The following is a 20,538-nucleotide window of genomic DNA, read 5'->3' as shown; positions in this document are numbered from 1 at the left end:
TTTTAAGCCAATTCGCCAGTCTTGAGCAGGCCGTCCAGCTTGCCCTGATCGTCCAGCGCGAAAAGATCATCGCATCCGCCGACATGAACGGACCCGACGAAAATCTGCGGGAAAGTGTTGCGCCCCGAACGCTGTTGCATTTCAGCGCGCAATTCCGGCGATGCGCCTGCATCGATTTCATTAAAGGCAACACCCTTGCGGGTCAGAAGGTCCTTGGCCCGGCTGCAATAAGGGCAACCGGTGCGCGTGTAGATCGTTACATCAATCATCATAAACTCCAGTGTTTAATCACTATATAAGTGGCAAAAGCGCCATCTGGAAGCCCTGACGCTTTTCACGAGCTTGTGTAGCCCACTATCCGGTTCAATCCGGCAACACCCGGCTAAAAGTCAGCACATCCACGCTTTTCGCGCCGCCGCGCAGCAGGGCCCGCGTCACCGCCTTGACCGTAGCACCGGTCGTATAGACATCGTCGATGAGCAGAACCCGCCGCCCGCGAACATGAATCTCGTGTTCCTGCGGCACGCGAAACGCGCCGTCCACATTGCGTTTTCGCTCCTTGATGCCAAGACCGATCTGCTGTTCGGTCCGGCGCACGCGCTTCACGCCTTGCGGCGCAAAGGGTTTCGCCTCCAGTTTTGCCAAGGCGCGGGCAAGTTCCGCCGACTGGTTGAAGCGCCGCTGCCAGAACCGCCAGCGATGCAGGGGCACTGGCAGTATCACGTCACATTCATCCAGAAATTCGCGGCCCGCGCGCTGCATCCAGCGCGCCATCCACGGGGCCAGATCGGTCCGGTCATGAAATTTGAGCGAAACCGCCATGCGCTGTGCCGCCCCCCGGTGCAGGACGGCAGACCGGAGACGCCGGAAAGGTGGAGGATCGGCAATCGCCTCCGCACTCATGAAATTCTCACCGAAATCATGACTGAAAGGTATGCCCAGCACAGGACAGTAGGGCTTTTCTATAAAGCGCAGCTCCGGCCAGCATTTCGGACACAGCGTCCCCGGTTCGGACACATGCATCCGACAGCCGATACATGTCGGCGGAAACAACATGTCCGCCGACGAGCGAACAGCCCTGCCAGCCAACAGCCGAAGCCTTTCGCCCGCGTTGCGCAAAAAGGTTTGATGCGTTCTATCGTCATCCGCCATTGCATTCGCCCCCGTTCGAATGCATCTATCCCCGCAACGATTGTACTGAACCTTGCTCGAAAGAGAAGACGGATTCCATGCCTGCGCCGACTGATGATAGCGCGATCTTTGATCGCGATCTCCTGCTCTCGTTTCGCCGCCGCGCCTTTGCGCGCGCCGAACCCGGCGCGGATTTCCTGTTGCAGCGCATTGCCGGCGATCTCGCTGGTCGTCTCGACGCAGTGGAGCGCCATTTTCCCGTCGCCGTCGATCTGGCTGGCCATACCGGCGCGGCGGCTGCAGCCATAGCGCAGACTGGTAAGGCCGACCTGATTGTCCGCATCGAACGCGACAGAGATTTTCTGGGCAGCCCATACCCCGCTATTGTCGGCGATGAGGAAATGCTGCCGCTGAAATACGGCAGCGCCGATCTTATAGTGTCATTGATGGCGCTTCACGCCACCAACGATACACCGGGCACAATGGTTCAGATCGCCCGTGCCCTGAAGCCGGACGGGCTTTTTCTGGCCGCCCTGAGCGGCAGCGGAACGCTGGGTGAATTGCGCGAAAGTCTGCTTCAAGCAGAAATCGAATTGACGGGCGGCGCCTCGCCGCGCGTTTTCCCGTTTCCGGACGTACGCGATGTGGGCGGCCTTCTGCAACGTGCAGGCTTCGCCCTGCCTGTAACCGACGTCGATAACTTCACAGTGCGCTACGATTCGCTGTTCAATCTGATGGCCGATCTGCGCGCCATGGGGATGCAGAACATCCTGCATGATCGTTCCAGAAAGCCGGTTTCAAAACGCCTTTTCCTGCGTGCGGCTGAAATCTACGCAGAACGGTTCTCCGATCCGGACGGACGCATCCGCGCCACTTTCTCCATCATCTGGCTATCGGGCTGGGCACCACATGAATCGCAGCAAAAGCCGCTGAAACCCGGTTCGGCAAAAGCATCGCTCGCCGAAGCGCTCAAAAAAGCTGAGGAAAAATAAAGCATGTCTCCCAAAAGTGGGAACCGGTTTTGGGAGACATGCGAAAAAGCTAACAATCGCCGTGATGGTTGCCATTTGCCTCAATAATGCAGACGGAATTGGGGCTTGGCTGAAGCACGCTCTTGCGCACCGTATAGGTCTGGCCTGCTGCGTGCGGCTGGTTTCCGGTATCGCGCTTGATCGAACCGGTCATGGTGCGGTCAATTCCGGCTGGAAGCACCGATTGGGCCGCGACCTTGTTTGCCTGATCGTTGAGAACCGGCACAATGATGAGAGCCAGAGCGACAACGGCGGAGCCGAACAGCAGCACAACGCGCAGGATTCCGCGACCGGCCCCAAGACCGGTTTTGGTCAGCGAATTGGCTGTGTATTCGTTATGATCGGCGCTAAAATAATTGTTATCAAAACTCATGCTTCAAAACTCCGCGGCAGCTCGTGAACGAGAATGCCTCAACGGAGTGAATCATAGATTAACCGGCGAGCGGAATCGTAAGAAATTGCCAACCTTTTCCACAGTCGGAAAAGGTAATCAGTTTACAAAAGATCGAGCAGGAACGGGATCAACGGTTCGTCGGCAGGCGGCATTGGATAGTCGCGCATATGCTTCGGGCGAACCCATTTCAGCGCCTGCCCTTCCAGTCCCTGCGCAATACCTTCATAGCGACGGCAGACATAGAGCGGCATAAGCAGGTGGAAATCATCATAGGTGTGGCTGGCAAACGTCAAAGGCGCAAGGCAGGCCGCTTTCGTGGTGATGCCGATTTCTTCCTGCAATTCGCGAATCAGCGTCTCTTCCGGGGTTTCCCCTGGCTCCACCTTGCCACCGGGAAATTCCCATAATCCGGCAAGTTGCTTGCCCTCAGGGCGCTGCGTCAGCAGGACCCGGCCATCCGAATCCACCAGTGCACAAGCCGCGACCAGAAGAATACGGCGTCCCCTTACCTCGGTCATTTCTCGTTGCTCTCCCGATAGGCATAGCGGTAGGCTTCCTGAAAGCCGAAGCTCTCGTAAAGCGCAAGTCCGGCAACATTGTCCGCCTCGATCTGCAGCCATGCCGTCTTCGCGCCGAGCTTTGCCCCCCATTTGAGTGCCGAACCGACAATCGCATGCCCGTGCCCCTTACGCCGTGCGGCGCGCTGGGTCCCGACATCGAACAGCCCCGCCATCACCCCGTCCTGCACGCAAAGCAGGCTGGATACGGCACGTCCGCCTTCCTCCAGAACGAACATGCCCTTGTTCGGACGAACACTGTTAAGAAGTTCGGAAAATCCGGGACGCATATCCTCGGGTCTTTCATGGATGGAAAGCGAGGCATCCACGAAGCGCCCGATGTCCTTCAATGGTATCTGGTCGATGGCACCCGACAGATCGAGTTTCTCGAGATCCGCTGTCATCACGATGGTCTCGTCCTGACGCTTCCAGCCCAGTCCTTCGAGATAATCTTCAAGCTCGCGCGGCGCGAGCGGCGAAAGCCTGAAACATGGAACGCGACCATAAGCACGGAAACGCTGTGCGGCCAGTTCCACGCGCGTCGGAATATCGCGCGTGTCGCCGGGATCGAGCGGGTTGATCGAGTTCAGGCGCCTCGAAGGATGCGCTGCCGTCATGCGTATCGCCCATGTGCCGTCATAGTGAACCGACGTCGCTGGCCATGCACGGAAGCCGACGGCTTCAAGCTGGCGAACGATGGCAAGACTTGGGGTGCTGTTGGGCTTTTCCATTGCTGCAATCAACTTCTGTAGTCGCCATTGATCGCCACATATTCCTTGGTGAGATCGCAGGTCCAGACGGTTGCCTTCCCCTTCCCGATCCCCAGATCAACGCGAATACGAATATCCTCACCTTGCATATAGGCGGAGGTCTCCGCTTCCGAATAGGCCGGATCGCGTTCGCCCTGGTGCGCAACGCGAATATCGCCGAACCAGATCGCCAGCAGATCGCGGTCGGCCGGTTCACCGGCCTTGCCCACTGCCATGACCACACGGCCCCAATTGGCGTCCTCACCGGCAACAGCCGTCTTGACCAGCGGCGAATTGGCGATGGAAAGCGCGATCTTCTTTGCTGATGCTGCGGATTTGGCGCCGGTCACTTCGACTTCCACCATCTTGCGTGCACCTTCACCATCGCGCACCACCTGCAGCGCCAGTGATTTCAGGAGACGGCTCAACGCCTTCTTGAACTCGCCCAGACGCTTGTCAGAAGCATCGGTGATTTCAGGCGCACCACGTTCCGCCGCTGATCCGGTCGCAAACAGCATCAGCGTATCCGACGTGGATGTGTCGCTATCAACCGTTACTGCATTGAAGGTCGACCCAACGCCCTTGGAGAGCAGGCTCTGCAACACGTCAGCCTTGATCGGCGCATCGGTGACGACGAAGGAAAGCATCGTCGCCATATCCGGCGCGATCATGCCTGCACCCTTGGCGATACCGTTGATCGTGACCGGCACCTGACCGAGCAGCACCGTTTCGGTCGCGACCTTCGGATAGGTATCCGTGGTCATGATCGCCTTGGCGGCTTCGGTCCAGAAGTCTTCGACGGCATCCTTGTTCATGTCGCCGAGCAAATGCGCAAACTTGCTCGCATCGAGCGGTTCACCGATTACGCCTGTTGATGCCAGGAACACGTCGGTCGTAGTGCAACCGACGGCCTTTGCGGCAGCTTCTGCCGTTGCTTCCGTCGCCTCGCGGCCCTTGACGCCGGTGAAGGCATTGGCATTGCCGGAATTGACAACGACCACGCGAGCTTTTCCATGCACCAGATTGCGACGGCAAAAATCGACCGGCGCCGAGGGGCAGAGCGAACGCGTGAAGACACCTGCGGCTTCGGCCGGTCGGTCGAACACCATCAACATTACATCCGTTCGCCCCTTATACTTGATCCCGGCGGCGGCGGTAGCGATGCGCACACCATGGACGACAGGCATTGCTGGGTAATGTTTTGGAGCGAGCGGAGAAACAGACGCGGACATATGTGCCTCGAAGGATATTCGGTTGGTTTGCCGCATTGGAAAGGTTTGCGGTTTAAAATCAAGCCGGAAACGCTAGATCAAAATAAAAAAACGCCCCGGCAAGCCGGGGCGTGATGTTTGAAGTGAAACTTTATTGCTGCGGAGCAGCCTCTTCCGGCGCGTCGCCCTTGTCCGCACCTTCCTGGGCAGCGGCAGCGTCCTTCATGGCTTTCTCTACAGCCGGATCCTTGTAGTCGATCTTCATACCGTCACGCAGCTTCTTGACGGCCTCGACATAACGTTCACGCAGGATGATCGAACGGATCTGGTCCTTGACCTGATCGAATGCCGGCGGCTGCTTGGTACGGCGATCTTCCAGTTGGATCACATGGAAACCGAACTGGGTCTGCACCGGATCCTTGGTATATTCACCTGGCTTGAGCGCAAGGGCAGCCTTTTCAAACTCCGGCACCATCTGGCCTTCGCTGAAATAACCAAGATCACCACCATTGGCAGCGGTGCCATCGGTGGAGCTTTCCTTGGCAAGGTCCTCGAACTTGGCGCCGCCTTCGAGCTTCTTGATGATCGCCTCGGCTTCTTCCTTGGTCTTCACGAGGATGTGACGTGCACGCACTTCCACCTGCGGCGGCATGGCTGCGATTTCCTTGTCGTAACGAGCACGCACATCGTCATCGCTGATCTTGTCGACAATCGCATCCTTGAAATACTCATTATGGAGCGCACGTTCGCGCAGGAACGCCATGCGATCCTTGAATTCCTGGGACTGATCAAGCTTTTCCTTTTCCGCTTCACCAGCCATCGCCTTGATGTCGATCAGGGCGGCGAGCGCAGCCAGACGGCGCTGCTCGGCAGGAAGGCGCGAGAACTGCGGATCGAGATCGCCTGCAGCCTGATCGACTTCACCAACCGTGATATCCGTGCCGTTGACAGTGGCCAGAACCTTGGACGGGTCTTCCTTTTCTGCAGGGGCCGCGGCCGGTGCAGCAGCAGGCTTGGCAGCATCCTGCGCGAATGCGACGCCTGAGTAGCTCGCCAGCGCCACAGAGGCTGCCAGAGACATGCCGACGACAGCGAGAGCCTTGCGATAAGGGGCTTTCAGAATGGCTTTCATATGGAATTCTCTCCTTCGTGACCGCTTACCGGCCCGATGAATGCGGCGGAATTTGGCCCGGATACCCCCTATATTGCAACAAAGGAAAGGTTTTCCAGCCCTTAGAGCAACGTTGACATCGCCCGAAGCCCCTCTTATCTGTCCTTCGGCTTTACGTCCAGTAAGGGGCGGGTGAATTGCGCCGGAAATGCGCCGTATCTGGCAGCTTTCACGATGCAGTTTTCTTGCAATTGTTTCAATACGCGTGAATAAAGCATTCGACATTGCCGGAAGCGCTTCCGGCTGAACGGACAGGAAAGGACCAGTGATGGTCAGCTTTGGCGGCCTCGCCCGCAAGATATTCGGTTCATCCAATGACCGCCAGGTAAAGACCCTGCGTCAGCGTGCGCAACAGATTACCGCGCTTGAGAAGAATTACGAAACGCTCACCAACGAGCAGCTTCAGGCCAAGACTGCCGAATTCCGCGCCGCGCTGGCCGACGGAAAGACGCTTGACGCCCTTCTGCCCGACGCATTTGCGACGGCGCGTGAAGCCGCGAAGCGCGTGCTCGGCATGCGCCCGTTCGACGTGCAGCTCATCGGCGGCATGGTTCTGCACGAACGCGGCATCGCCGAAATGCGTACTGGTGAAGGCAAGACCCTGATGGCGACCCTGCCGGTCTACCTCAACGCGCTTGAGGGCAAGGGCGTCCATGTCGTGACGGTGAACGACTATCTCGCCACCCGTGACGCCGAAACCATGGGCCAGCTTTACAACTTCCTCGGCCTCACCGTCGGCGTCATCAAGCATGGCCTCGACGACGATGAGCGCCGCGCGGCCTACGCCTGCGACATCACCTACGGCACCAATAATGAACTGGGCTTCGATTATCTGCGCGATAATATGAAATATGAACGCGCCCAGATGGTGCAGCGTCCGCACAATTACGCCATCGTCGACGAAGTGGACTCGATCCTCATCGACGAAGCGCGCACGCCGCTTATCATTTCCGGTCCGCTGGAAGATCGTTCAGAGTTCTACAATCTCATCGATACCTTCATTCCACCGCTGGCGGACGAAGATTACGAAGTCGATGAAAAGCAGAAGACCGCCATTTTCACCGAAGTCGGCACCGAAAAGGTCGAGCAGCTTCTGGAAGCGGCAGGCCACCTCAAGGGTGAAAGCCTTTACGACATCGAAAACGTTGCCGTCGTTCATCACCTGAACAACGCGTTGCGCGCTCACAAGCTATTCCAGCGCGACAAAGACTACATCGTCCGCAACGACGAAATCGTCATCATCGACGAATTTACCGGTCGCATGATGCCGGGCCGCCGCTATTCGGAAGGCCTGCACCAGGCGCTGGAAGCCAAGGAACAGGTGACGATCCAGCCGGAAAACCAGACACTGGCTTCTATCACCTTCCAGAACTATTTCCGCATGTATAACAAGCTGTCGGGCATGACCGGCACGGCTTCGACGGAAGCCGAAGAATTTGGTAATATTTACGGCCTCGAAGTGCTCGAGATTCCGACCAATCTGCCGGTTAAGCGTATCGACGAAGACGATGAAGTCTATCGTTCTGTCGAGGAAAAATACCGCGCCATCGTGCGCGATATCCGCGCCTCGCATGAAAAGGGCCAGCCGATCCTCGTCGGCACGACTTCCATCGAAAAGTCGGAGCAACTCGCCGAACGCCTTCGCAAGGAAGGCATCAAGGAATTCCAGGTCCTGAACGCCCGCTATCACGAGCAGGAAGCCTTTATCATTGCACAGGCCGGCGTGCCCGGAACCGTCACCATCGCTACCAACATGGCCGGTCGCGGTACCGACATCCAGCTCGGCGGCAATCTGGAAATGCGCGTTCGGCAGGAACTGGCCGATGTTCCGGAAGGCCCCGAACGCGACGCCAGGATCGCCGAAATCAAGGCCAATATTGCACATCTGAAAGAAAAGGCTCTGGCCGCAGGCGGGCTTTACGTTCTCGCCACCGAACGCCATGAAAGCCGCCGCATCGACAACCAGCTACGCGGTCGCTCCGGCCGTCAGGGCGATCCGGGCCGTTCCAAGTTCTTCCTGTCGCTGCAGGACGACCTGATGCGCATCTTCGGTTCCGATCGCATGGACAGCATGCTGCAGAAGCTCGGCCTCAAGGAAGATGAAGCCATCGTCCATCCGTGGATCAACAAGGCGCTTGAGAAGGCGCAGAAGAAGGTCGAGGCGCGTAACTTCGAAATCCGCAAGAATCTTCTGAAATACGACGACGTGATGAACGATCAGCGCAAGGTGATCTTCGAACAGCGTCTGGAAATGATGGATGAAGAAGACCTGACCGAGATCGTTGGCGAAATGCGCCATGAGGTCATCGAGGACATGGTCGCTTTGCGCATCCCCAAGGATGCCTATGCGGAAAAGTGGGATATTGCCGGCCTGAAGGAAGACATCATCTCCAAGCTCAATCTCGACCTGCCGGTCGAGGACTGGGCCAAGGAAGAGGGTATCGCGGAAGAAGAGTTTGAAAACCGCATCAAGGAAGCCGCCGACAAGGCTGCTGCCGAAAAGGCTGAACGCTTCGGCCCGCAGATCATGACCTATGTCGAGAAATCGGTCATCATGCAGTCACTGGACAATCTGTGGCGCGAACATCTTGTCAATCTGGACCATCTGCGCTCGGTCGTCGGTTTCCGCGGTTATGCCCAGCGCGACCCGCTGAACGAATACAAGACCGAAGCTTTCGAACTGTTCCAGTCGATGCTTGCGAACCTGCGCGAAGTGGTTATCTCGCAACTGATGCGCGTCGAGATCGTTCGCGAAGCACCGCCTGAACCAGAATTGCCACCGATGACCGGCCGTCATATCGACAGCACGACAGGCGAAAACGATTTCGACGAAGCGTCCTGGGCTGAACATCAGCACGACGAGCGCAACGTGCCTGCTGCCGAACGCGATCCGACCGACCCGCGGACCTGGGGCAAGGTCAGCCGCAACGAACCATGCCCATGCGGCTCCGGCAAGAAATACAAGCACTGCCACGGCGCTTTCGAGTGATGTGAGCCGAGCTCGTCATCGCCTCTATCGAACAAACCCCGGCAAGCCATTTGCCGGGTTTGTGTTTTCCAGAGCATGTCTCCCGAAAGTGGGAAGCGGTTTCGGGAGACATGCGTAAAAACAAAGGGATAGAGTATTTCCAATGATTCAATCAAAACAGGAAATGCTCTAGCACACGGTGAACGTCGATACGCACCGCGAACAGTTGTGTGGCTTGTTTTATTTTAGACATATCAAATATAGATGCCGTTTAGGAAATACTCACCATTCCTTGAAGTCTTTCGACCTTCGGCAGATTAGACTTTTTCTTTTTCTCTTTATAAAGAACTCCTGTCTAAGGTTCTCAGGCGGCTTGTGAAAGACAAAGCGCAAAAAGCCGGGCGATCCGGTACAGAAAAAGCGGGCCCGAGAAGGCTGGCAAAAACAGGGTTGGCAATTAGTGCGGTTTTCGGCGGCTGAAACGGCGAGCCGGTTTCTACCCGGCAAAATCGCAGCCAGACTTCGTCCCATGACGGAGCGGCTGGATGCTGTGCTTACGGATAGCGGACCGCAGGCAAGCGCGCAGCGTTCATCCCTTGTCGCCTTTTCCGTGCGCATTGCGAGTGCCGCCATCGCACTCCTGTCTCAAGTCATTCTGGCCCGGTGGATGGGTGAATTCGAGTACGGAATTTTTGTCCTCGTCTGGCTGACCATGATCATCATCGGCGATCTGGCTTGTTTCGGACTGCACACAACCATTATCCGCTTCGTACCGGAATATGTGCAGCGCCAGATGTTCGGCCTCGTGCGTGGCATCATCCTGACCGGACGCATCTTCGCTTTCACGGCCGCCACACTCGTCGCGCTTCTGGGGGCTACCTTGCTGCTCCTGCTCAAGGACCATGTCGCGAGTTATTATCTCGTGCCATTCATTCTCGGTTTCATCTGCCTGCCCATGATAACGCTCGGCAACATGCTGGATGGCATTGCGCGCTCGCGCACCTGGATGATGATGGCGCTGACGCCAAGCTATATCGTCCGACCGCTCCTGGTTCTCCTGTTCATGATCATCGCGCATGAAGCCGGATTGCCCTCCACGGCGACTATCGCGCTGGCCGTATCGATTGCCGCAACCTGGCTTACGACGGTCGGGCAATTCCTTACCGTCGACCGCTCACTGGAAAAGGATATTCCCGCTGCAACGTGTGACCAGCGCTTTGGCGAATGGATGAAGGTTGCCCTGCCGATTTTCCTCGTGGAAGGTTTTTTCTTCCTGCTCATCAATGTCGATGTTCTGATGGTCGGCCACGCGCTCGATCCGGAGCACGTGGCGATATATTTTGCAGCGACGAAGATCATGGCGCTTGCCCATTTCGTCTATTTCGCCGTGAAGGCAAGCGTCGCCCAGCGCTATTCGGATCTGCTGCACAGCGGCGACCGCGCCGCATTCGCAAGCTTTGCGGAAGCCTCCGTTCGCTGGACATTCTGGCCGACGCTGTTTCTGGGTGCCGTCATTCTGCTGGCTGGCTATCCGCTTCTGCGGCTTTTCGGTCCCGCCTTCACCGCCGGTTATCCGCTTCTGTTCATCCTCATCGTCGGGGTAATTGCGCGCGCCAGTGTCGGCCCGGCGGAAAGCCTCCTCAACATGTCGGGAAAGCAGAATATCTGCGCCCTGCTCTATGCAGCCACGCTTGCCGTCAACGTCATTCTCAATCTGGTGCTCATACCACGCCTCGGCCTGACGGGTGCCGCCATTTCGACAGCCATCGCCATGCTGATGGAAGCGGCGCTTCTTTCGGCAGCCGTATCACGCACCTTGCACATAACCATGTTCATTCTCATTCCACGAGACCGTACCAAGACCTCGGAGGGGACTTTGTAATGGCCGCGAAACCTTTGCTTGAAGAATCGGCAGGCGGAAATGCAGCCCACATCGTTTCGGAACTTTCCGAAAGCGGCATGGCCCATGAAGCCGCCAAGAAGCTGGAGGAAAGCCTTCATAGCCGCGATATACCGCGCAAGCTTGCAATCTATGGTGCGGCAGCGGGCTTCGAGTTGCGGGATGAACTCGATCACTTGAGCAACCGCACGGTCGAGCCGAACGTCTTCTTCAATGCGCGGTTCCTGGCACCGGCCATGCCGCGTCTTGAAGATCGCGAAGTTCGCTTCATGGTCATGCGCGACGAGAACGAAATACGCAGCCGTTTGCGCTTCGTCATGCCCTATACGATCGAGCGTCCCGGCCTGCCGCTTTCGACGCCCGTGATCCGCGCCTGGTCCACGCCGTTCGGACCTCAGGGAACACCGCTGATCGATCACGACGACCCTGTCGGCGTGCTGGAAGACCTGTTCGATATTCTGGCGCGCAGGCATCTCAATTTGCCGGATGTGCTCGTTTTGCCCGAAATGCGAGCCAACGGCCCGGCAGCAAAGCTGATCCGTTCCGTTGCTGTAGGCCGACAACTGCCTTTGGTCGCCATAGAACAGAAGGAACGCCCCTTTCTCCAAAGCGATCTGGACGGCGACGCCTATATTAAGCAAGCAATCGGCGCGCACCATCGCCGGGACTATAATCGTTTGTGGCGCAGGCTGGCGGAAAAGGGCGAGCTTACCTATCGCGTCGCCCGCACGTCCGACGAAGTGCGTCACGCATTCGAACATTTCCTGACGTTGGAAGCGAGCGGCTGGAAAGGCAAGCGCGGCACCGCCATGGCCGTCGACCGGTTTCGCGCGGCTTTCGCCCGCGAGGCGGTCAACAATCTTGCCGAGCGCGACTGCGTGCGCGTGCATACGCTTGAACTTGATGGACGGGTTATCGCCATTTTGATCGTCTTTACCGTTTCAGGAGAAGCCTGGACCTGGAAGACCGCCTATGACGAGAGCCTTAACGCCTGGTCGCCCGGCGTGCTTCTGATGATTGAAGTCGTGAAGAACCATCTGAACGATCCGAACATCAACCGCACCGATTCCTGCGCAGTTCCGGATCATCCGGTCATGACGCGGTTGTTCGACAAACGCGAGACGATCGAAACTCTAGTTATCGGTCTCAATCCGTCTGCAGACAAGCTTGTCCGTCAGGCTGCATCGCAGATCCACCTTTATCAGCGAACACGCAATCTGGCCCGCATCGTGCGCAACCGCATCCGCAGCTTCGCCGAAAGGAAATAGGGCCGAATTTAAGTTAACCTTAAAAAAGCCCAGAAATCACTGTCCTGAATCATCGATCGGCGGATTTATCCGGCAAAGAAAGTTGCGATTGCAGTTTCGCACAAGCCCTGCGAAGCTTCGACCGCAACTATCGGCCAGTGTCGGCCCATATACTCGCCCATATCGAATTGTGAAGGTTCAGGAATGCGATTTCGACGCCCGACCATTGCCAGCGGTACGCTTTGCGTCCTGACCGCGATTTATCTCCTCGCCTTCACCAATACTTCTTTCTGGCAACGTTTGATCGCCTATTTCTCCGACCATCCGCAAAAGCTCATTGTTGCAGCGGCAGCCCTTCTTCTCATCCATATTGCCGTCCTGATGGCTTTCTCGGCAAAATATATCATCAAGCCGGTTCTGATTTTTGCCATCTGGGTTGCCGCAGGCGGATCCTATTTCACGGATACTTTCGGCACGATCATCGACCGGAATGTAGTCGAGGCAACGCTCACGACGACAAAAGCCGAGTCGGGCCATCTGATAACGACGGGCTTTCTGCTGCATATGCTGCTCTACGCCGTCATCCCCTCGCTGCTCATCATCTGGGTCCGCGTGAAGCATCGGCCTTTGCTGCAAAAGCTTCTCGTCAATATGGTTTCGATCATCGTCTGCCTGGCCGTCGCCATTGCGCTGATCGGTTCGGATTACGGCAGCTTCTCTTCCATGTACCGCGAGCATCGTTCAGACATCATGGAACGGTTGATGCCGGGCACGCCGCTCAAGAGCACGGTGCAGTATGTCGCGCGTGACCTGAATGACAGGCAAATCGTTATGCAGCCGCTCGGCCTCGATGCCAAACAAACATTGCCACCGATTGCATCGGGCAAGAAGCTGCTGACGGTTGTCGTGGTGGGCGAAACGGCCCGTGCCCAGAATTTCAGCCTTTACGGCTACCCGCGCGAAACCAATCCCGAACTCAAGCAGCAGAATATCGTCACCTTCACGAATACGACAAGCTGCGGAACGGACACTTCTGTTTCCGTACCATGTATGTTCTCGCCCTTTACACGCGAGGATTATTCAAGCTCCAAGTTCCATGGTTCGGAGAATCTGATGGATGTTCTCAAACATGCTGACGTACAGGTTGCATGGTACGAGAACAACACCGGCAGCAAGGGCGTGTCGGACCGCATACCGACGGTCGATCTGCAGAATTCGAATGATGCGCGCTACTGCGAAGGCGGCGAATGTCTCGACCAGATTCTGGTCGACCAGCTTCGCGATCGCCTGAAAGACGTGAATGGCAATGCGACGATCGTCCTGCATATGACGGGCAGTCACGGACCATCCTATTATCGCCGCTATCCGCCGGAATTTGCAAAGTTCAAGCCGGAGTGCCGCACCAGCGAATTTTCCGATTGCACCACGGACCAGATCGTCAACGCCTATGACAACTCCATCCTCTATACCGACCATGTCCTGTCGGAGATTATCAATGTCCTTAAAGCAAGCGAAGACCGTTTTGCCCCTGCCATGATCTACATGTCCGATCATGGCGAATCGCTTGGCGAAGATGGCCTTTATCTTCACGCCGCGCCCTATTTCATTGCTCCTGACGAGCAGACGCATATTCCTTTCGTCGCGTGGTTTTCGCCCGACTACACCGATGCCACCAAGCTCGACACAGCTTGTGTCAGGCAAGACGCCGCCGCTCCTTCCTCACACGACAATCTGTTCCACACGATCATTGGCATGATGGGTATTAAGACCTCGGCGTATGACCAGGCGCTGGACCGCTTTGCCAATTGCCGGAAAGCTCATGTCGCAACGTCGAACTAAAATACTCGGCTTCGCGCACAGGTCGCTGATTATATCAGCCGAACCAATGATTTGAGCCGTCCGACAAAGCGTGATACACTTTGTTCTGGGAGAGCGCATGGACAGGCGGAAAAGGAGGTCCGCACCGGTGCAATCCGGCATTCCGAAGAGGTGCCTGAAGCCCGGTTAAAATTATAAAACTTCCGTCTGGCTCAAACGCTGTCGCGCCCTCCCGGGGAAGGAGATGCGCTATGGAATATTTTCACTATGTCAGCACGCTGGATTACATCCTGCTGGGCTTCATCGCCTTGTTGGTCTTCTGGAATCTGGTCGAAGCGAACATACACAGATAAATAGCGGCGGCTTATTTTAGAGCGCCGATCTGATTCAATCAGATCGAAACGCGTCCTAAAGTCGTCCCGATCCCGTGGAGCCTATTGTGCCTGATACGATCAGGAACAGGTTCTTTGACGAAAATCCAGCCGTTGCGACGAACGGTTGAGTGGATTGTGCGTCATTATCTCTTTGCCCCGTCCGCCTTCCGTCCAGAGAGCGGTGCAAGCTGCGCTTTTGAGCAATTGACCTCGTTTCGTTTAGCCGGTATATCCCAACCCGCTGTCCCTTTGGACCATATCGAACTGCTTCGGCGGAAATGTGCGGGTGTGGTGGAACTGGTAGACGCGCCGGACTCAAAATCCGGTTCCGAAAGGAGTGTCGGTTCGATTCCGACCACCCGCACCAATCATCCCACCACAAGTTTTCTCGTCACGCCACTTCAAGCGCCTGCGCCAGATCGGCAATCAGATCATCGGGATGCTCGATGCCGATGGAAAGACGGATCGTCGATTCCAGCACGCCAATACGTTCTCTCACGTCGACGGGAACGCCCGAATGGGTCATCGCGGCGGGATGGCTCGCAAGCGATTCCGTTCCGCCGAGACTGACCGCAAGTTTCAATATCTGAAGCGCATTCAGGAAGAGGAAAGCCGCCGCCTGCCCACCCTTGATATCGAACGAGAAAGTCGATCCCGCACCGCTGCATTGGCGCTTGAACAGCGCACCGACGTCCGAGCTCTCATCCTCAAATGGGAGATAGTGCAATTTCTCCACCTTCGGATGATCGCGCAGGAACTCAGCAATTGCCTGGGCATTGTTGTTGGCGCGCTCCATGCGCAGTCCGAGCGTTTCAAGCGAGCGTCCCAGCATCCAGCATGAATGCGGATCAAGTTGTGTACCGATGGCGCCGCGCAATGCCTTGACCTGCTTTACGACAGCTTTTTGACCCAGTACCGCCCCGGCAATCAGATCCGAATGCCCGCCGACATATTTGGTCAGCGAATAGACCGAAAGATCTGCACCATGGTCGAGCGGCTTCTGGTAAACCGGGCCAAGCAAAGTGTTGTCGCAGGCAATGATCGGACGGTGCCCCTGCTTTTGTTCGATTTTTTCCGCGACACGCCGGATGGCTGCGATATCGACAATGCTGTTGGTGGGATTGGCAGGCGTCTCGATCAAAATCACCGAAACGCGCCCCTTGCGAACAGCCTCTTCAGCAGCCAGCTCTATCGAGGCTTCGTGCACGCCATCGGCGAAGGCAACCGCTTCGACGCCGAAATTGAGAAATGTCTTGGCAAGAAGAGTTTCCGTGCCGCCGTAGAGCGGTTGCGAATGTAGAATGACATCGCCAGGGCGCGCGAAAGCAAACAGTGTCGTGGCAATTGCCGACATGCCGGAAGAAAACAACGCACAACTCTCGGTGCCTTCATAGACGGCGAGGCGATCTTCAACGATCTCGCTGTTGGGGTGATTGAAGCGGGAGTAGACGAGACCGGCGCCCACACCGGCGGGTGGTTCTTTGCGACCGGAAACAAAATCAAAAAAATCACGCCCGTCTTCTGCGGTCTTGAAAACGAAAGTCGACGTCAGAAATACCGGCGGTTTGACCGCTCCCTCGGAGAGTTCCGGGTCGTAGCCGTAATTGAGCATCTGCGTTTCAGGATGAAGCGGATGATTGCCCAACATGGTCTTTGAAGGCCGTGGCGCAGTCATAAATACCTCCTTGAGAAAAATCCTCCCGCCCGTATTCGGACAGGAGGAGCTTAACAGAGGTCTTCGAGAATCTTCTTGCGTTGTTACGCTCTCTAGAGAAATCGCTGCAATGGCAGAAGATGCAGATTGGGTAGAAATACCTCGATTACTTGACGACCAATACCGGTACGGTGCTGAGTGACAGAACCTCCGCAGCCTGGCTTCCCAGCAGCAATTTGTTCACGCCACGACGGCCGTGCGATGCAATGACGATCAGATCGGCATTCTTGGCATTCGCGGCCTCGACGATGCCTTGCGCCGGAGACTGATTCTCGACATGCACAGCCTCAACGCTGACGCCGATCGCCGTTGCCTTGGCTTTTGCCTTCGATAGGATTTCGGTGGCTGCCTTGGTGATAGCCTCACGATATTCCTGAAATGCCGCCGGGCTCGATGCCCATTCTGCCGCGACAACGATACCGTAGGATGGCAGAAGTTCGGTCACGGAAACGAAGGTAACCCTGGCACCCGTTTCCTTGGCCAACGCCACGCCCTGGTCGACGCCTTTCTCGGCAAGTTCCGATCCGTCGGTTGCGATCAGTATGTTCTTATACATTCGTGCTCTCCTGGCTGCCTGATGTCCGATGATGCGCGTCTCCCCGTCGCAACGCATTGACGCGGATCAATCAAGCTTTAACCCAAGCTAATACGCCAACTCCCAATTATGATGGAATTTACTTCCAATTTATTCGATTATAAAGAATAAATTTCTAAACTTGATACGACAAGCGCATATACCCAACTATGCTTTTGCGCAGTTTCCTCTTAAACTTTGCGCGACAAAAGGGAGATCACGCCATGAACAAGCCCCTGAACGAACCGAAAGCCGGTAAAACCGCAGGTCGCGGTCGCATTTATGATTCCATTCTCGACACGATCGGCAATACCCCACTTGTGCGCATCGACAAGTTTGCCAAGGAAAAGGGCGTGGAAGCCAACCTTCTCGCCAAGCTTGAATTCTTCAATCCGCTGGCAAGTGTGAAGGACCGCATCGGCTTGGCACTGATCGAAGCGCTTGAACGCGATGGCAAGGCTGTACCGGGCAAGACGGTCTTTGTCGAACCCACTTCCGGCAATACAGGCATCGCGCTTGCCTTCGCCGCGGCAGCCAAGGGCTATCGCCTCGTCCTCACCATGCCGGAAACCATGTCGGTGGAGCGTCGCAAACTTCTCAAGCTCCTTGGCGCTGAACTGGTTCTGACCGAGGGCGCCAAAGGCATGAAGGGAGCTATCGCAGAAGCTGAAGCCATTGCAGAAGGCAATCCGAACGCGATCATCCCACAACAGTTCGAAAACCCTGCCAACCCCGAAATTCATCGTCTGACGACGGCGGAGGAAATCTGGAACGACACCAATGGCGAAGCCGATATCCTGATCTCCGGCATCGGAACCGGCGGCACAATTACCGGCGTTGGCCAGGTCATCAAGGGACGCAAACCGTCCTTCAAGGTGATCGCGGTGGAGCCGAAGGATTCACCCGTTCTTTCCGGCGGAACACCAGGCCCGCACAAGATTCAGGGCATCGGCGCAGGCTTTGCCCCAAAGACGCTTGATACCGGCATCTATGACGAAGTCGTTCAGGTTTCCAACGACGATGCTTTCGCCAATGCACGCCTGCTCGCCCGCCTCGAAGGCATTCCGGTTGGCATTTCTTCCGGCGCTGCTCTGGCGGCTGCCGTCGAGATCGGCAAACGTCCGGAAAATGCTGGCAAGAACATCGTCATCATCATTCCATCTTTTGCCGAGCGCTATCTTTCGACCGCGCTGTTCGAGGGCCTTGAATAGCCCGTTTCACGCACGAGTTCTCAAAAGACAAAAGCCAGAGCGGGCAACCGTTCTGGCTTTACTTTGAACGTACCTGCCGTGCGTCAAACGAACGGGAAGGCTTTAAACGCTCATATCAATGATGCGTACGTGCCGCGCAAGCCGGACCAGGTCCACGCATATAATGACGCTCGGGCCGATAGCTCGGTACGACGAACTCACGGATGACATTAACGCTGTCACGCAACTGAACAAGAATGCTCATCGTCTTAACCTTCGTCAAAAACACGCTATTCGGAATGGATGCCCGTCATGTCCCGTTCAATCGGGACCATGAAACGTTGTTCATTTCCGAACATCTTAATGAAAACTTTAACAATCAAAGATGAATAAGCTCTGAACCTTTATGGTTAAGGGTAAGTTAATGGTAAGGATGTTGAAGCTTTCCACAGGTCGCGAATTGCTGCCACAATTGAAAAAGGCCGGTTTGAACCGGCCTTTTCCGTGCGAAAGATTATGTGTCTCACCGCGTCGGAACCGGATGCTCGCCACGATAATCGTAAAAGCCACGGCCCGTCTTGCGTCCCAGCCAGCCTGCCTCGACATATTTGACCAGAAGCGGACATGGGCGATATTTGGAATCCGCCAACCCGTCATGCAGAACCTGCATGATCGAAAGACAGGTATCGAGACCGATGAAATCGGCGAGCTGTAGCGGTCCCATTGGATGGTTGGCGCCAAGCTTCATGGCCGTATCGATCGCCTCAACGCTGCCGACACCTTCGTAAAGCGTATAGATAGCCTCATTAATCATCGGCAAAAGGATACGGTTGACGATAAAGGCCGGGAAATCCTCGGCAACGGTTATCGTCTTGCCAAGCGCGGTTACGAAATCGTTCGATTTGCGGAAGGTTTCCTCATCGGTGGCAATACCGCGCACCAGTTCGACAAGCTTCATCACCGGTACGGGATTCATGAAATGAATGCCAATAAAGCGCTCAGGACGATCGGTCGTGGAGGCGAGACGTGTGATCGAGATCGACGACGTGTTGGTCGCGAGGATCGCTTCCGGGTTCAGGGCCGAGCAAAGCTGCGCGAAAATCTTGCGCTTGACGGTCTCGTCTTCCGTTGCCGCTTCGATGGCGAGATCGACGCCAGCCAGATCAGCCATGGAATTTGCCGGACGGATAAGCTTCATCGCAGCGGCGCGCTGATCTTCAAGCAGTTTGCCGGAAGAAACCTGACGCGCCATGTTGCCATTGATGGTGGCAATGCCCTTTTCGAGCCGGTCCGCTGCCGCATCGTGAAGAAGCACATCGAACCCGGCCAGCGCGCATACATGAGCAATACCGCTGCCCATCTGTCCTGCGCCGACCACCCCTACCGTCTTGATTGCCACAATCATAACTCCTTCATTCAGCCGCTCCGGAACGGAGCCGGGGCGAGTATACCAATTCCGTTCGAGACAGATACAGCTCTCATATTGCGAAAGGCAAAAACAGCGCTTTCATGCCGGAGAGCTTCCCACAAATAAAAAGCGGCGGGACCTGCCCGCCGCTTCTGATCGATCAAAGCGCTTTTTGCAGTTCCGGCAGAACTGTAAAGAGATCGCCGACGAGGCCGTAATCAGCAACCTGGAAGATCGGCGCTTCTTCGTCCTTGTTGATCGCCACGATCACGCGGCTATCCTTCATGCCCGCCAGATGCTGGATTGCGCCGGAGATACCGACCGCTATGTAGAGATCCGGTGCAACCACCTTGCCCGTCTGACCGACCTGCCAGTCGTTCGGCGCATAGCCCGCGTCGACAGCCGCACGGCTGGCGCCGACCGCCGCACCGAGTTTGTCTGCAACCGGCAGGATCACTTCCTGGAACTTTTCAGCCGAACCAAGCGCACGACCACCCGAGATGATGATCTTGGCCGAGGTCAGTTCTGGACGGTCCGAATCCGAGAGCGCGTTGCCCACGAAGCTCGACAGCGCCGGATCGACCGCTGCATTGACGCTTTCAACCGCAGCCGAACCGCCTTCGCCCGTTGCCTGGAACGAAGCCGTGCGTACCGTGATCACCTTCTTGGCATCGGTGGACTGTACCGTCTGGATCGCATTGCCCGCATAGATCGGGCGCTTGAACGTATCCGCCGACACAACTTCCATGATTTCCGAAAGCTGCATCACATCGAGAAGGGCTGCAACGCGCGGCAGGATATTCTTGGCCGAGGTCGTCGCCGGCGCAATGATCGTGTCGTAATTGGCTGCCAGTTCCACGATGAGTGCTGCCGTCGGCTCGGCCAGACGGTTTTCCAGCGCATCGCTTTCAGCAAGCAGGACTTTACGTACACCTTTGAGCTTGGTGGCGGCATCGGCTGCAGCCTTCGCACCCTTGCCTGCAACCAGAACATCAACATCGCCGCCGATCTGGGCGGCTGCCGTCAGCGCCTTGGCCGTCTGATCCGAAAGGGTTGCATTGTCGTGTTCGGCAATAAGAAGAATAGCCATATGTCTTGTCC

The 20,538-nt window shown here is 56.5% G+C and carries 18 protein-coding genes and 1 tRNA gene; 7 read left to right on the top strand and 12 right to left on the bottom strand.

What is annotated here, in order from left to right; genetic code table 11:
* Window positions 1–2: 2 nt before the first annotated feature.
* A complete protein-coding gene (gene grxC / locus ACYSN1_RS08575) occupies window positions 3–269 on the bottom strand; it encodes a glutaredoxin 3 (RefSeq protein WP_461725306.1) in 267 nt (88 codons plus the stop codon).
* Between the two features lie 94 nt (window positions 270–363).
* Window positions 364–1,152 (bottom strand): ComF family protein, encoded by a 789-nt coding sequence (locus ACYSN1_RS08570; protein WP_461725222.1) that lies wholly within the window; start codon window positions 1,150–1,152, stop codon window positions 364–366.
* 77 nt (window positions 1,153–1,229) lie between these two features.
* On the opposite strand from ACYSN1_RS08570, the gene ACYSN1_RS08565 reads away from it, so the two are divergent.
* A complete protein-coding gene (locus ACYSN1_RS08565; protein WP_461725221.1) occupies window positions 1,230–2,123 on the top strand; it encodes a methyltransferase domain-containing protein in 894 nt (297 codons plus the stop codon).
* A 49-nt stretch (window positions 2,124–2,172) separates the two neighbouring features.
* Here ACYSN1_RS08565 and ACYSN1_RS08560 read toward each other — a convergent pair whose 3' ends face one another.
* The 5 genes from ACYSN1_RS08560 to ACYSN1_RS08540 all read right to left on the bottom strand — a co-directional run bounded on the left by ACYSN1_RS08560 (window position 2,173) and on the right by ACYSN1_RS08540 (window position 6,205).
* Window positions 2,173–2,535 carry a hypothetical protein gene (locus ACYSN1_RS08560; protein ID WP_461725220.1) on the bottom strand — a complete coding sequence of 121 codons (363 nt, stop codon included), beginning with the start codon at window positions 2,533–2,535 and terminating at the stop codon, window positions 2,173–2,175.
* Window positions 2,536–2,657: 122 nt separating this feature from the next.
* Window positions 2,658–3,074: an 8-oxo-dGTP diphosphatase MutT gene (mutT, locus tag ACYSN1_RS08555; RefSeq protein WP_461725219.1), complete on the bottom strand. Its 417-nt coding sequence runs from the start codon at window positions 3,072–3,074 to the stop codon at window positions 2,658–2,660.
* A complete protein-coding gene (locus tag ACYSN1_RS08550; protein WP_461725218.1) occupies window positions 3,071–3,844 on the bottom strand; it encodes a GNAT family N-acetyltransferase in 774 nt (257 codons plus the stop codon). The genes mutT and ACYSN1_RS08550 overlap by 4 nt, the downstream gene beginning before the upstream one ends.
* Window positions 3,845–3,852: 8 nt before the next feature.
* A complete protein-coding gene (argJ, locus tag ACYSN1_RS08545) occupies window positions 3,853–5,094 on the bottom strand; it encodes a bifunctional glutamate N-acetyltransferase/amino-acid acetyltransferase ArgJ (RefSeq protein WP_461725217.1) in 1,242 nt (413 codons plus the stop codon).
* Window positions 5,095–5,224: 130 nt separating this feature from the next.
* Window positions 5,225–6,205: a peptidylprolyl isomerase gene (locus tag ACYSN1_RS08540; protein WP_461725216.1), complete on the bottom strand. Its 981-nt coding sequence runs from the start codon at window positions 6,203–6,205 to the stop codon at window positions 5,225–5,227.
* Between the two features lie 307 nt (window positions 6,206–6,512).
* Between ACYSN1_RS08540 and secA the strand changes: the two genes are divergently transcribed.
* The 5 genes from secA to ACYSN1_RS08515 all read left to right on the top strand — a co-directional run bounded on the left by secA (window position 6,513) and on the right by ACYSN1_RS08515 (window position 14,918).
* Entirely contained in the window at window positions 6,513–9,233 is a 2,721-nt protein-coding gene (secA, locus tag ACYSN1_RS08535; protein WP_461725305.1) for a preprotein translocase subunit SecA, read from the top strand.
* A 508-nt stretch (window positions 9,234–9,741) separates the two neighbouring features.
* Window positions 9,742–11,094, top strand: coding sequence for a lipopolysaccharide biosynthesis protein (locus ACYSN1_RS08530; protein WP_461725215.1), 1,353 nt, complete (start codon window positions 9,742–9,744; stop codon window positions 11,092–11,094).
* Window positions 11,094–12,380 (top strand): type IV secretion system effector crotonyl transferase BspF, encoded by a 1,287-nt coding sequence (gene bspF / locus ACYSN1_RS08525; RefSeq protein WP_461725214.1) that lies wholly within the window; start codon window positions 11,094–11,096, stop codon window positions 12,378–12,380. Before ACYSN1_RS08530 ends, bspF begins: the two co-directional genes overlap by 1 nt.
* 183 nt (window positions 12,381–12,563) lie before the next feature.
* Window positions 12,564–14,198 (top strand): phosphoethanolamine transferase, encoded by a 1,635-nt coding sequence (locus tag ACYSN1_RS08520; protein WP_461725213.1) that lies wholly within the window; start codon window positions 12,564–12,566, stop codon window positions 14,196–14,198.
* 635 nt (window positions 14,199–14,833) lie between these two features.
* A tRNA-Leu gene (locus tag ACYSN1_RS08515) sits at window positions 14,834–14,918 on the top strand.
* A gap of 24 nt (window positions 14,919–14,942) precedes the next feature.
* On the opposite strand, the gene ACYSN1_RS08510 is transcribed toward ACYSN1_RS08515, so the two are convergent.
* Together ACYSN1_RS08510 and ACYSN1_RS08505 are read right to left on the bottom strand one after the other, a co-directional pair.
* Entirely contained in the window at window positions 14,943–16,226 is a 1,284-nt protein-coding gene (locus ACYSN1_RS08510) for a cystathionine gamma-synthase family protein (RefSeq protein WP_461725212.1), read from the bottom strand.
* 145 nt (window positions 16,227–16,371) lie between these two features.
* Window positions 16,372–16,821 carry a universal stress protein gene (locus ACYSN1_RS08505; protein WP_461725211.1) on the bottom strand — a complete coding sequence of 150 codons (450 nt, stop codon included), beginning with the start codon at window positions 16,819–16,821 and terminating at the stop codon, window positions 16,372–16,374.
* A 242-nt stretch (window positions 16,822–17,063) separates the two neighbouring features.
* Between ACYSN1_RS08505 and cysK the strand changes: the two genes are divergently transcribed.
* A complete protein-coding gene (gene cysK / locus ACYSN1_RS08500) occupies window positions 17,064–18,050 on the top strand; it encodes a cysteine synthase A (RefSeq protein ID WP_140020388.1) in 987 nt (328 codons plus the stop codon).
* A 115-nt stretch (window positions 18,051–18,165) separates the two neighbouring features.
* On the opposite strand, the gene ACYSN1_RS08495 is transcribed toward cysK, so the two are convergent.
* From ACYSN1_RS08495 to ACYSN1_RS08485, 3 genes are all read right to left on the bottom strand, one after another.
* On the bottom strand, window positions 18,166–18,294 hold the full coding sequence (locus ACYSN1_RS08495) for a hypothetical protein (protein ID WP_268898993.1): 129 nt from the start codon (window positions 18,292–18,294) through the stop codon (window positions 18,166–18,168).
* A gap of 258 nt (window positions 18,295–18,552) precedes the next feature.
* Complete coding sequence (locus tag ACYSN1_RS08490) at window positions 18,553–19,428, bottom strand: 3-hydroxybutyryl-CoA dehydrogenase (RefSeq protein ID WP_461725210.1); 876 nt, start codon at window positions 19,426–19,428, stop codon at window positions 18,553–18,555.
* A gap of 169 nt (window positions 19,429–19,597) precedes the next feature.
* Window positions 19,598–20,527: an electron transfer flavoprotein subunit alpha/FixB family protein gene (locus tag ACYSN1_RS08485; protein WP_461725209.1), complete on the bottom strand. Its 930-nt coding sequence runs from the start codon at window positions 20,525–20,527 to the stop codon at window positions 19,598–19,600.
* Window positions 20,528–20,538: the final 11 nt, after the last annotated feature.

This window comes from Brucella sp. LJL56, assembly GCF_054871705.1.
Note: the sequence above shows the minus strand (reverse complement) of the source record. Positions and strands in the feature narration are given on the sequence as shown.